Raw genomic sequence first — 12,771 nt, 5'->3', positions numbered from 1 at the left:
TCATAACGTCGATAACGATTAGTTTATGATTAATCACGAATTATGGTTAGCAAGTTGATGTGGGTTACAAATCAAACGGCGTGAATCGAGTCTTGGTCTCAAATGAACATAGCGTTAACTGCGACATAGAGGCTTACTTCATGAGACGTGGGGCCATCATTATCAGTAAGCTCTTTATGCATGCGTAGTATATTCTAATAGTTGCATTAAGCGAAGTTGAATTACTTTTTAGTCACGGCGATAGGGAGTTTGTCGTTAGCACCCCATTCCGTCCATGAACCATCGTAAACACCCATTTCACCGTTATAGCCAGCGAGTTTAGCGGCTAATAATATGATGCAAGCTGTTACGCCAGAGCCACAGCTAAAGAACATAGGTTGAGAAGGCGTTAATTCTAGCGTTGAAAAGATATCAATAAGCTCTTCTTGGGACTTTAACTTGCCGTTTTTGAGTACTTGGGCAAATGGTAGGCAAATAGAATTCGGTATATGGCCACTACGCAAGCCTTCACGTGGTTCAGGAACTTCTGAATCGAAACGAGCTTGAGAACGAGCATCTACAATGTTTGCGCTCTTGTCAGTTGAGTAACCTTCAATCTGCTGAGCACTGACAAAGTAGTTGTCTTGAATATGGCCTTCAAAATTGCCCGCTTTTACTTCGGTGCGATAGTCAGTCTCGGTCGCGTAACCGGCTTCGATCCAAGCTGGCAAACCGCCATCTAAGATGAATACGTCGTTGTGTCCCATTGCCATAAACATCCACCACGCACGAGGAGAAGCGAAGGTTCCGGAGTTATCGTAAACCACAATCGTACTGTCTTGATTGATGCCAATTTCTTTTGTGCGAGTGTTGAAGTGTTTTTCGCTCGGAAACATGTGAGGAAGCAGAGTGTGCTTGTTACAAAAGTCTTTGTCGTAGTCAAAACGAATAGCACCAGGAATCATTTGTCCTTTGATCTTTTCTGACTCGCTTGGAATTTGAAACTCGATGCTGGCGTCGAGGATGATGATATTGTCTTCTGCTAGCAAACGTTGTTGAAGTTGTTGTGGTGAGATGAGTGGCTGATTCATTATTGTTATATCCATTCTTGTTGTTTTAGCGATTCTTACTGTTTTAGCGAATACAGTGGTAGAGCGATTACTGTTGCTTTTGCGAATACAGTTGCTTTACGAATACCGTTGTTGCATCGATGGCTACTGTGCAGCTCGACAGTGGATGAACTGATAACTGCTTTGTCCGGTTATTTGATTGTTTAATGTATCAAGCGCGACCACAGAATCAATAGGGCAGTCTGTGGTAGGAGCAATAGAGAGCCGAAATACGTCATTATCTTTTGTCTGAACCGTCAGATAACGCCTGTGCCCATCTAAGGATTGAGTAAGCGTGTTCGAAATTACTTTGGCTTGAATACGTTGCCCCGTCTCTGATGTTAGCGGGAAATAGGCAAGGGCAACTAACACGCCTACGCCACACATTAAGATAAATAGACCTATTTTTAACTGTTTCATGAGAGTAAGTCTTTGAAGGTTATGTTGAAAATATAAGTGAGGTTGGTGGTAAAGTGAATGCTACTCGCTAAGAAAGCTGAATTAACTGCTCTTCGACGAAAATAAAAAAGTGAGCATTTCTGCTCACTTCCTACTTACAAACAATCCATTTTGACTCTGTTTCGTCAGAGATCTCGCTAACGACAAGTTACCTGCTGTTAAACAATTTACTGCCAGACAATCTGAGAGTCGCCGCTAGAAACCACTTGTTGCAATGGAGGTTGACCATCGTAAAACCAAATCTCTATCAAGAGTGCGTCATGGTTTACTGGTGCTGCAAAGTTGGAGGCGAACACACCGTTATCTAGTGGGCCCGCAATGACCTTGCTGGAGTAATCCGGCTTCAAGGTTGAGTCATCTCTTGTACTAAAGCGGCTATAAACGGTCACAAAAGAACGGTCTGTCGAAATGCTGCTGATGTCAATGTTGAGATCAAACTGTTCAACAGAGTTGTAGTCAAATCCATCAGGTACCACCAAATCACTCATCGTATAGCTCTGCGCTGCTACCGCACTTGTCTCGGGAGACGGCGAAGGCGTTGCTGTTACCGGAGTCGTTGCTGTTACCGGATTCGACGGAGTTGCAGGTGTCGAGGGTGTAGATGGTGATGCCGTAGATGTACTTCCGCCCCCACCGCCGCCGCCTCCACAGCCGGCTAATACTAATGGCGCTGCAGCTAAAATAACGGCTAGTGACTTCTTGATGTTCCAAGTGCTTTGTACAGACATACGTTTTTCCTCAAAGAGATTGCGACTTGAATCAACGCAATGATTGTCTCGATATTGTTTAGTGTGAATAGTCATAACGTCTCTCCTTATGGTTCGTAACGTTGGTTGTCTGCAGGTGATTGGTACCATGTTTGGTTCGTTTCACCGCCGGATTCTGCGTATTCTTTAAACTCTGGGTAAGCGGTAACAATATCGACGTACTCTAAAGGCCACTCCCATTCGTCATCCGAAGTCACTATTAGTGCCCAAGGGTGGTTTTCTACTGTTTTGAAGTATTTACCTGTTGATGGATTACTGTCATCGACGCCTAAACCAGCTTCAAAGAGGTTAGTGGTATCAAATGCTTCGGTTGGAGCTTGGTCTGGCAAGTGAACCTCCCAGCTGCGTCCTGGATGTAGAGGTAGGTTTTCACCATGATAATACCCAGGCGTTGCGAAGATGAACGGGTCGTAAGGCATATCGGTCCAGCTGCCAGTACTCACACCGTCACCGGCTAAAGTAATACCAATTTGGAACGAGAACTGCTCATCTTCTTTACATCCATTACTGGTGCGGTAGAAGGTACAGCCAGTGCTGATTTTTTCTGTCAGGTCATTGGCGATAACAAAGATTGCTTCGCTACGTCCATCTTCTAGGTCAAGGTCAGTGAATACGCCGTTGTGTTTCATGTAAGAGCTACCACTACTCACCAAGCTCGGGTCGAGGTTAGGAAGTCGAACAGCAAAACCATTTCTGTACGATGCCCCGACAGCAGCTAGGCGGCCGTCGATAGTTGATTTAACGACTTTTCCATCTTTAAGGATTTCAGTAATACGATACATAAGAACAGCATCGTTCATGTCGTAGTCAGCTTTATAAGGCCAGTTATCTTCGTACGCGAGCGTTGCGTAACCAGAAGCACTTGGGAAGTAACGAGCAGTGGCACCATCGTTAAGAACATCGACTTGAATATCGACCACCTCACCAGAGGTTGAACCGCCAAAGTAACTTAGGTTGGTTTGTTGACTGAATCTAAAGCGAGCCCACGTCGTACCGGTCAGAGCGTTGATATCGACATTTAGGAACAGATCGTTTTCACCCGCATCTAACAGGTAATCGGTAAATACTTGCTCGTTGGCGCCATCGAAACTGCCATCTTGGTTCCAATCTATCCAAGCCGAAAGGTAACCGGTTGTTGAAGCCTCAATCACCACTTTTGAATCAAGACCAGCTTCAAGTGCGGTTACAAAACCGATACCACCGTTCGCCCACTCATCATCAATACCCACGCTTTCATCCGATTGCGGTGTTACGTAGCCGTCAAGATCGGCGTCGGGCGCGTCTGTACCTAACCAAGTCACGCCATCTAGTTCATGTCGAGGACCGTTACTTGCTAATAACGTTAGATAGGTATCTGGAGCGTCACCGAAGTCGATGTTGGAATCTTCATCTACGACAGGCGCATTCGCACAGCGAGCACCATCATTTTGATTCGAAGAAGGGCCATTCGATACGAACTCTACAGCAGGAACGACACCTGCAGCGATGTTTGCAGCGTTATCTGGGGATAGGTTGATACGGTAGATCTTACCGTCTTGATTTCGAGATACGTAGTAGTAGCCGTTCACATCAAAATAACCTGCGCCAAACGTCCCTGTTTCTCCGGTATCACCAATATAGGTTTCTGCACCTGTAGTTGGGTTGAAGCTGTACAAGCCACCCGAGTTATTGTCGATACCATATAAAGAGCCATCACTTGGATGGAAAGCAAAATCAGTCAGTTTTACAGTTGCAGGGCTGCCTGCGATTTTGTTGACCGTGACGGTCGCATTCGGATCAGAGTCTAAAGGAGAGAGGTCAACAGTAAATAGTCCCTTACCTGTACGATACAAGTAGTAAACATGGTCATAGACGTCGCCGACATAGAAAGTGTGATCGGTTGGTAAGCCACTGGTATTGATAACTTCTGCTTGGAAGTCTTGACCAAGACGCACTAAACGTTTGTTGGTGGTGTCATAGCCATAAATATATCTGTCTTGAAAGTCGAAACCGACACCATTGATATTGGCGTTCATACCCGTATCGTCTTCCAACAGAGTGGTTGAACCTGTTACTAGGTTTACACCCCAAACTTCAACGGGTTTCGACTGAAAGAGGTATGCTTGACTAGGGCAGGTATCGAATGGCGCTGCGTTGGCGACTAGAGGGGCACTTAATAGCAAACTTAACGTTGTAATTCTCATATCTACATCCTTGTGATGGAAGGTACAAATATAGTTACAAGTTATGTGCCAAATTTAACGCGTTGATTTTTAACGATTATATTTTGTGGTGCTGATTTTTTTATTGTATTCTCAAAATGAGAACTCAAATGAAACTAATCTCTCATAGAGTATTTCAAATTGATAAAGCGAGTTGAGATGCTGACGTTGAGATATAAAAAAGCCCCAACATATAGTCAAGGCTTAAGTTTTCGATAAGAGGGGATATGATTTAGCTTATCCACACACCGAACAATTAGGCATCTTCATTAAATTCATTTCACGCCAGCTGTGAGACATGGCATCGAGAATCAAAAGCTTGCCTTGCTTTGGTTGTCCAAACCCGGCAATAACCTTGATAGCTTCCAAAGCCTGAGCCGCGCCAACCATGCCAACAACAGGTGCCATCACACCGGCTTCAACACAGCTTAGAGCAGCGTTGCCGAATAGAGCGCTCAAGCACTGGTAGCAAGGTGCATTTTCATCTTGATAAGTGAATACGCTAATCTGACCTTCCATGCGAATCGCAGCGCCCGATACTAGAGGCGTTTTTGATGCGTAACATAAGCGGTTCAACTGATTGCGCGTTTCAACGTTGTCGCTGGCATCAAGTACTAACGAATGCGCTTCAATGAGCTTTGCTAGTGCCTCGTCATCAAGCCTGTGATCGACAGTTGCAATCGTCAGATGAGGGTTCAATACCTGCAAAGACTCAGCGGCAGAATCGACCTTCTTCTTACCAATGTCAGCATCGGTGTGAAGCACTTGTCGCTGCAAGTTTGAAAGCTCGACAATATCATCGTCGATCAGTGTTAGCTTACCAATTCCCGCAGTCGCGAGGTATTGAGCAGAGGCACAGCCTAAACCACCTGCACCTAACACTAAGATTGAACTCTGTTTCAGCGCTTCTTGGCCTTCAAAATCAAACTGTTTGAGAATGATCTGGCGATTGTAACGAAGCATCTCTGCGTCAGACAGTATTTCCATCAGCAAGCCTCGTTAGTAAAGCGTGGAGTTAAACAGTTGAATCTGAACCGTTTCACCGACTTCAACACGGCCACGTTCGCGCTCTAGTACCACAAAGCAGTTTGCTAAGCTCATTGAGCGGAAAGCGCCGGAGCTTTGATTACCTGTTGTTTCTACTACAAACTTACCGTTTTCAATCGAGTAGATGCCACGTTGGTAATCAGTACGGCCTGGGCCTTTTTTGAATGCAGATTTAGTGATAGCAGGAATCGACTCTGGTGCTGTCCATGCTGTGTGACCAGCTAATTTAGCCAGCATAGGCTGAACTAACACATACATAGTCATCATTGCTGATACTGGGTTACCCGGTAGGCCACAGAACCAAGCGTTGTCTAGCTCACCAAATGCGAATGGTTTACCTGGCTTGATTGCTAGTTTCCAAAAGCCGATTTCGCCAAGCTCTTCAAGAATGTCTTTGGTGTAATCAGCTTCGCCGACACTTACGCCACCAGAAGTGACAACTACGTCTGCCAGTTCTTGCGCTTTTACAAAGGTTTCTTTAAGCGTTGCAGGGCAATCAGGAATAATACCTAGGTCAATTGCTTCGCAACCAAACGCTTCAATCAGTGGTTTGATACCGTAGCGGTTGCTGTCGTAGATCTGACCATCTTCAAGAGGCTGACCTAATGGCTTGAGCTCATCGCCAGTAGAGAAGAAAGCGACTTTAGGTTTGTGTGCCACAGTTACATGACTCACACCGAGCGAAGCAATCATTGGAATGTCACGAGGTGTTAAACGTTCGCCACGGCTAAGAACGATATCGCCTTGCTTGATGTCGTCACCGGTAGGGCGAATGTTATTGTTCAGCTTGATGTCGTCTTGCTGAATCTCAATGCCAGCGTCAGTTTCAGCAGTGTTTTCTTGCATGATTACGACGTCACAACCTTCCGGGAGCTTTGCGCCAGTCATAATGCGAATACAGGTGTTTGCTGGCCATTCACCTTCAAATGGTTGACCTGCAAAGGACTTGCCCGCTAAAGGCAGCACTTTACCGTTCTCTAGGTCTGCTAAGCGCAGTGCATAGCCGTCCATTGCTGAGTTATCAAAAGGAGGTACGAAAATAGGGGATAGAATATCTTCAGCAAGTACGTAACCCAATGCTTCTGCCAATGGCAGTGATAAGGTCGTTCGAATAGGTTGAATTGGCGATAGCAGCTTATCTAGTGCTTCTTCAATTGGCATCAAGCCCGGAGCGTCGCAACAGCCCATAATTGAAATCCTTTGATCGTTATTGTTTTGATTTTGTGATTGGCAATGGTGGTTAAATAATGATCAGAACACCTGGTTCGCCAACGAAATTCTAGCCACTCTAGCACAGTTTAAGCCCCGTAAATAATGACCTCCCTTAAAATATGGGTGTATTTATTCAAAATTCCGAGTATCCTTGTTTGCCATCCAGAAGGGGTAATAAAAGAGGAAGTTCAATGTCAGGTCTTAGCGAATCAGCGAAGTTGGTTAAAGATGCGCTAGCAAGCCGTGGTTTAGAGACACCAATGAGTCCAAACCAGGTTAGCCGAGAAGAGAAAAAGGAACGAATCGAACACCATATGCGTGAGATTCTCACTCTCCTTGAACTTGATCTTACGGACGATAGTCTGGAAGAAACACCGCAACGTATTGCTAAAATGTACGTGGATGAAATTTTCTCTGGTTTGGATTACGCCAATTTCCCTAAAATTACGGTAATCGAAAACAAGATGGGCGTTCGTGAGATGGTACGAGTAAAAGACATTACCGTGACCAGTACTTGTGAGCACCACTTAGTGACGATTGATGGTAAGACTGCGGTCGCTTATATCCCTCGTGGGAAAATCATCGGCCTTTCAAAGATTAACCGTATTGTTCGATTCTTTGCTCAGCGCCCACAAGTTCAAGAGCGTATGACGCAGCAGATCCTTGTTGCACTGCAAACGCTACTCGAAACTGATGACGTTGCTGTAACCATGGATGCGGTTCACTACTGCGTGAAATCACGCGGTGTAATGGACGCGACTAGCGAAACGACAACAACAGCTCTGGGCGGTATCTTCAGATCAAACCCAGCAACGCGCCACGAATTCTTACACGGCCTGCGTTAATACGTTTCGTTATTGGATGCACGTGATTTAGCCTTTGTAAATTGAAGTTCGTTGAAAATATTCTAAGCCTCGCTTTATGCGGGGCTTTTTTACGCCTGCAATGAAGTCAACTGTAATGGCTGAGAATGCTGTTATTCCCTAAAGTGAAGAATGAGCGACTTATTCACTTTCGCCATTCCCTAAAGTGAGGAATGAACGTAATAGGGAATCTGTTGCGGCCAAGCAGAAAAAGCACGCTCTATATCTTAACGTTTGTTGAAAGCATATAGAGCGTAACTAGAATCAGTCGCTGGTGGGAGTGCTTAAGAAAGGTTAAACAAACGCTTTAAGTGGTGAACAATACCTGATGGCTTGTTCTCGGCTTGATAGATGTTCAAACCATCGTAAAAACTGGCCATGAACTCTACGCGAATCTCATCATCACTGCTTCTCGATATACGAGACAATAGCGTAGCGGCTACAGCTGCGTGATCATTGGCTAGGCTGTAATCCATTCCTAGTCGTCCTTGAATGAACAACCACAAATGCGTGACTAGTTTTAACTGTTGAGCGTTAGAGTTTTGAAACTTGTCACTGTGCTCAGTGCCCACAGTATTATCGAATACATTTTGCATCGTCTCATTCGCTTCTTTATAGCTTTCAAAGCGATAGCTTGCATCGATATGTTCCTTGGTTAGCAAGCCAAGCAACGTCTGACGTGCAGAGTTCTCCGGCTTGTTCTCGCAAGCGTGTTTAAACAAAGCGTGGTTTTCATCAATAAATGACGACAGCTCTTTCTCGTAGCCTGTCGAGAGCGCTTTGACTGAACCTAAACCTGCTTCTTTTAAACACTGGTGAAGCTTGGTTCTAGCTTGTTGTTTGGCTTTGATTTCTTGCTGCGCGTCGGCTTGCTGCTTGGCTTCTTCTTGCAGGCTAGCTTCTGTTTGCGAACTATTCGGGGTTGGACGCTCAGTCATTACTCTGTAGCTCTTCCCACGTTACTTCTGCCGATTGAGTATCGCTGTTAATGAAAGCAGAGTTACCCGTCAGCATGACTGAAAGATCCATCGTACGTTGTGTCATCGCTGCTAGCTGCTCAATACCATCGTTGTCTAGACGAACGATCTGAGCTTTTAGGTAGCCGAATTTACCTTTGTTCTGCTCCCACCAAACGTTTGATTTAGTGTTGAAGCTGAATACGCGTACTGATTTAGATAGGCGAGTTGCCTTCTTAACACGCTCTGGATCAGGTTCGCCTACATCAACCCATTCTAGGATTTGATCGTCTAACGACTTCTGCCATAAATCGGGTTCTTCAATGCTAGACAACCCTTTAGTGAACTCAAGTTCAGGAGACGCATTGATACAGAAAGCCATGATTCGAGCCATCATTCGCTGTTCTGTTTCAGAAGGGTGTTGTGCAACCGTTAGATTGAAAGAGTCGTAATAGTCGCGATTCATATCGGTTAAAGAGATACGAAACTTGTAGATTGTCGGTTTAAGAGCCATTGAGAGGGTGTCTTAGGTAGAAATAGTGAAGGGGAATATTACCTTAAATCTCTGAATAGCGGGTAAAAAAATAGCCAGCAGAGGCTGGCTATTTTTAGAAAGCTTTAAAATACTAAATTAAAGTACTTTGATGCTGTCAGCTTGTGGGCCTTTTTGACCTTGAGATACTACGAACTCAACTTTTTGGCCTTCAGCAAGAGTTTTGAAACCGTCGCCAGTGATAGCAGAGAAGTGTGCGAATACGTCTGGGCCGTTTTCTTGTTGAATGAAGCCGAAGCCTTTAGTTTCGTTGAACCATTTTACTGTACCAGTAACTGTGTTAGACATGATGATATCCTAAAATTAAATTTTTATTTTGAGCCAATTGTGGCACTGATAGCGCGGAAAAGTTTATTGCTATTGCGTACAACACAACGGGGTTACTAGTAATCCAACGAAATGTTTATATACAAAGAACTTTCTTTCTAGCCGGGAACGAGTCTAAATCAAATCAGGGGATAGTCAATCGAATACATAGGGAAAGGTTGCAGAAACTTGGGGGTAGTCAAACTTTGCATTCCTTAAATATCATGGAGTTACAGTTGTATGGTGATTTGTTGTAGTTTTTGTGAAAAAGGTGGTCGAAATTGATGACGAATTTGGAGTAAATGCACTGTTTTAGCGCATTCATTTTTGCAAATTTAAAGCCGCTAACTGGGCGTTGAGCCCACTTTTAACGGCTTATATTTATAAATGTCGTTGTAAGGTAAGTGCCTTTACTTGAACGAGGTCTCGGCTACTTTTTCAAGCGGTACAGGTTGCCATTATCAGTGCTGAAGAAGATGTCTCCGTTTGGTGAAGTTTCGATGTCTCTTATCCTTTCGCCCAAGTCCTCTAAAATGCGTTCTTCCTCGATTGCCTCACCTTGTTCATTGACTGTCACAATATTGATGTGAGTAAGTTTTAGTGCGCCAGCCAGCAGTTTGCCTTTCAGCTCTGGGTATTTGTCTCCTTGGTAAACAAGCAAACTGCCCGGAGCGATTGAAGGAACATAGACTTTTTTTGGCGCTTCAATACCATCTTTGGTTTCCGATTCGCCAACGCTGATAGGGCCCCAATACTCTTTTCCGTGTGAGGTGACAGGCCACCCATAGTTGGCACCCGCTTTTATTAGGTTAATTTCATCACCACCGCGAGGGCCGTGTTCAATCGACCAAAGCTTTTGAGTCGGGAAATCGTAATACAGACCTTGTGGATTACGATGGCCAAAGCTCCAAATTTCATTGAGCACTTTGTTGTTATCCGTGAATGGGTTATCGCTTGGTGTGCTTCCATCGGCATTCAGTCGTAATATTGATCCGGCGTGAGTCATGGTGTCTTGGCCGTTGTCTCGATCACCACGGTCGCCGATTGAAAAATACAGGTGGCTATCATCAAAGGTGATACGGCTACCAAAGTGACGTCCGGTGTCCGTTCTAGATTTAGATACAAACACATCTGTCCAATTGGTGACTTCATTATTGCTGTAATTAGCAGAAGCCAGTGTCGTTACGCCTTCTCTATCGACGTCTTTACTGTAAGTGACGTAGAGCTTTCCGTTTTCAAAAGGGGAGAGTGCGATATCCAATAATCCACCTTGGCCTTTCGCCCATACATTGGGCAGCCTGAACAGTGTGTTTTGATCGCCTGTTTTTAAATCGACATGTTTAATGACGCCTGATTTTTCTGTGACTAACATGGACTTATCGTTGACATAAGCCAGCCCCCAAGGGATCACGAGTCCGTCGGTGATCTTCTCTGCCTGCCATGCAAAGGCTGACGTTATAGGACCAGAGGCAAGCAGCGCCAAAGCACATGAAAAAATACGGTGATGAGTGTTCATTGAAATCCCTTGATTATGAGCATCTAGTGTTAGTCTAGCGCTTGTGACCGATTGGCGGAAAGCCGAGGTTGCTGAAAAGTGACTATTCACATATTTAGTTGAACGCCTATTGTATGATTATACAAGCTCACGTATGTTTACTGTGCCTTTCTCTATTTGATCCCGTCGGAGCATTATGAACAACTCACCAGCAGCATTTTCGCTATTTTCTCAGTTTTTATGTTGTGAGTTAGATACGCACGATTTTTATTCAAATGGACGTATTAAACGATGAGTCGTGGATTTGATTTTAAATCGATCTTACTTGCGTGTTTGGTCATCAGTATCGGCCAGCTCAGTATGGGCTTGGTGTTTCCTTCTTTACCTTGGATCGCCAAAGACTTTGATGTCTCGCTAGAGCAAGCCCAGCTTTTGGTGAGTGTGTATTTATTAGGCTTTGGCCCTTCCCAGTTTATTTATGGCCCTATTTCCGATGCTTTGGGACGCAAGAAGGTACTGCTAAGCGGTTTGTTGATTGCCATGCTTGGGTTATTGATGATCATCTTCTTCAGCCATTCGTTTACTAGCATGGTGATGGGGCGATTCCTGCAAGGCTTAGGAACCGGTTGTTGCGCGGTACTTGCTCGTGCTTCTACGCGAGACAGATTCAGTGGGGCAGACTTGCCTTTGGCGATGTCTTACATTGCTATGGTTGCGTCTATAACACCTTTGATCGCGCCCGTTATCGGTGGATTCATTAACTTCCATTTTGGCTGGAGCATGGTGTTTATCTCGCTACTTGGCTATGTCTCATTGGCTTGGGGTGTATTGGCGTTCAAGTTTAAAGAAACTGTCACTCAGGTTTCGGCGATCCCTTCACCGAATAAAATGGTTTCTCAATATAAAGAGCTACTCACTTCTCGTTATTTTATGAGCTTTGCGAGTATCGGTTGGCTTAACTTTAGCTTGATGATCACCACTGTGTCGGTGATGCCATTTATCATGCAAAACCAGATTGGTATGACGTCAGATGAATACGCGATGTGGGCGGTGATTCCAGCATTAGGCATGCTTGGCGGAACAGGCTTATGTAACCGTATTCGCCCTATGCTGGGTAACAAGAAAACTCTGTTATGCACACCTGTATTGCACGTTGCTGCGGCCTTGTGGCTGTTCTTCTGTCCACTCGAACCTTTGTATCTCATGCTTGGCCAGTTCTTGATGATCCTTGGTAATGGTATTGCGTTACCTTGTGCTCAGGCGTTAGTGATGTTGCCTTATAAGAAGAACGCTGGCGCGGCGGCTGCGATGTCTGGTGGCGGGCAGATGGTGGTGTCTTCAATGGTGAGTATGGGCCTGGTTCAGTTAGGGTTAGGGGAAGCGTGGCATTTATCGCTCGTTATCATGCTGTTCACATTGATTACCCTGTTTAACATTTTGCGTGGTTTCAGTAGCCAAGAAGCGAGAGAGTCTCAGCTCAGTTAGTTGCTTAGGTAATTAGCTAGCTGCCTGGCTAGTAGGAACGAGAAGGCCATTGAAATGATGAATTTCAATGGCCTTTTTAATGTTCAGCGCTTTGGTTTAAGTTACCAGAATATATGCTATTTTCTGACTGCTTAGGGCAAGTGGTAGTGTTCCGAGCGCAGCTTGCGGCAGGGACGTTAGTTTCCATTATTGCTGGCAGCTACTTTATCTTCTTGCTACTGAAATCTCGAAGAACATAGGTTTTGCTCATGACCGAAACCCATTGCTAATCAAAGCTACTGGCAATCAAAGCCATTGGCGATAAAAGCTACGGATGAAAAGCAGTGAATGGAGCGATCC

Annotated in this window: 12 protein-coding genes; 2 read left to right on the top strand and 10 right to left on the bottom strand. The window is 44.8% G+C overall.

Annotated elements, in window-relative coordinates; all coding sequences use genetic code 11:
• Positions 1-221: 221 nt before the first annotated feature.
• The 6 genes from AB4493_RS01205 to moeA all read right to left on the bottom strand — a co-directional run bounded on the left by AB4493_RS01205 (position 222) and on the right by moeA (position 6,750).
• Positions 222-1,070, bottom strand: coding sequence for a sulfurtransferase (locus AB4493_RS01205; protein WP_017061707.1), 849 nt, complete (start codon positions 1,068-1,070; stop codon positions 222-224).
• A gap of 123 nt (positions 1,071-1,193) precedes the next feature.
• Positions 1,194-1,508, bottom strand: a complete 315-nt coding sequence (locus tag AB4493_RS01200; protein WP_017061706.1) for a hypothetical protein — start codon at positions 1,506-1,508, stop codon at positions 1,194-1,196.
• A gap of 206 nt (positions 1,509-1,714) precedes the next feature.
• Complete coding sequence (locus tag AB4493_RS01195; RefSeq protein WP_372154393.1) at positions 1,715-2,350, bottom strand: hypothetical protein; 636 nt, start codon at positions 2,348-2,350, stop codon at positions 1,715-1,717.
• Between the two features lie 11 nt (positions 2,351-2,361).
• Positions 2,362-4,497: an LruC domain-containing protein gene (locus AB4493_RS01190; protein ID WP_372139199.1), complete on the bottom strand. Its 2,136-nt coding sequence runs from the start codon at positions 4,495-4,497 to the stop codon at positions 2,362-2,364.
• 255 nt (positions 4,498-4,752) lie between these two features.
• The gene (gene moeB, locus AB4493_RS01185) at positions 4,753-5,502 is read right to left on the bottom strand and encodes a molybdopterin-synthase adenylyltransferase MoeB (RefSeq protein ID WP_372154392.1); all 750 of its coding nucleotides are present in this window, start codon (positions 5,500-5,502) and stop codon (positions 4,753-4,755) included.
• A gap of 12 nt (positions 5,503-5,514) precedes the next feature.
• Positions 5,515-6,750, bottom strand: coding sequence for a molybdopterin molybdotransferase MoeA (gene moeA, locus AB4493_RS01180; protein WP_372154391.1), 1,236 nt, complete (start codon positions 6,748-6,750; stop codon positions 5,515-5,517).
• Positions 6,751-6,965: 215 nt separating this feature from the next.
• Between moeA and folE the strand changes: the two genes are divergently transcribed.
• Positions 6,966-7,619, top strand: coding sequence for a GTP cyclohydrolase I FolE (folE, locus tag AB4493_RS01175; RefSeq protein ID WP_017061725.1), 654 nt, complete (start codon positions 6,966-6,968; stop codon positions 7,617-7,619).
• 302 nt (positions 7,620-7,921) lie between these two features.
• Here folE and AB4493_RS01170 read toward each other — a convergent pair whose 3' ends face one another.
• From AB4493_RS01170 to AB4493_RS01155, 4 genes are all read right to left on the bottom strand, one after another.
• Complete coding sequence (locus tag AB4493_RS01170) at positions 7,922-8,575, bottom strand: hypothetical protein (RefSeq protein WP_240698139.1); 654 nt, start codon at positions 8,573-8,575, stop codon at positions 7,922-7,924.
• Positions 8,568-9,107: a YaeQ family protein gene (locus tag AB4493_RS01165; RefSeq protein WP_017061727.1), complete on the bottom strand. Its 540-nt coding sequence runs from the start codon at positions 9,105-9,107 to the stop codon at positions 8,568-8,570. Before AB4493_RS01165 ends, AB4493_RS01170 begins: the two co-directional genes overlap by 8 nt.
• Before the next feature lie 117 nt (positions 9,108-9,224).
• On the bottom strand, positions 9,225-9,434 hold the full coding sequence (locus tag AB4493_RS01160; RefSeq protein ID WP_010430417.1) for a cold-shock protein: 210 nt from the start codon (positions 9,432-9,434) through the stop codon (positions 9,225-9,227).
• A 448-nt stretch (positions 9,435-9,882) separates the two neighbouring features.
• A complete protein-coding gene (locus AB4493_RS01155) occupies positions 9,883-10,968 on the bottom strand; it encodes a PQQ-dependent sugar dehydrogenase (protein ID WP_372154390.1) in 1,086 nt (361 codons plus the stop codon).
• A gap of 270 nt (positions 10,969-11,238) precedes the next feature.
• Here AB4493_RS01155 and AB4493_RS01150 point away from each other — a divergent pair, with 270 nt between their 5' ends.
• Complete coding sequence (locus AB4493_RS01150; protein ID WP_017061729.1) at positions 11,239-12,432, top strand: multidrug effflux MFS transporter; 1,194 nt, start codon at positions 11,239-11,241, stop codon at positions 12,430-12,432.
• The last annotated feature ends 339 nt before the right edge of the window (positions 12,433-12,771 follow it).

This window comes from Vibrio sp. 10N.222.55.A1 (assembly GCF_041473835.1).
Classification (GTDB): domain Bacteria; phylum Pseudomonadota; class Gammaproteobacteria; order Enterobacterales; family Vibrionaceae; genus Vibrio; species Vibrio crassostreae_C.
The sequence above is the reverse complement of the archived record's forward strand: the minus strand, read 5'-3'. Positions and strand labels throughout refer to the sequence as shown.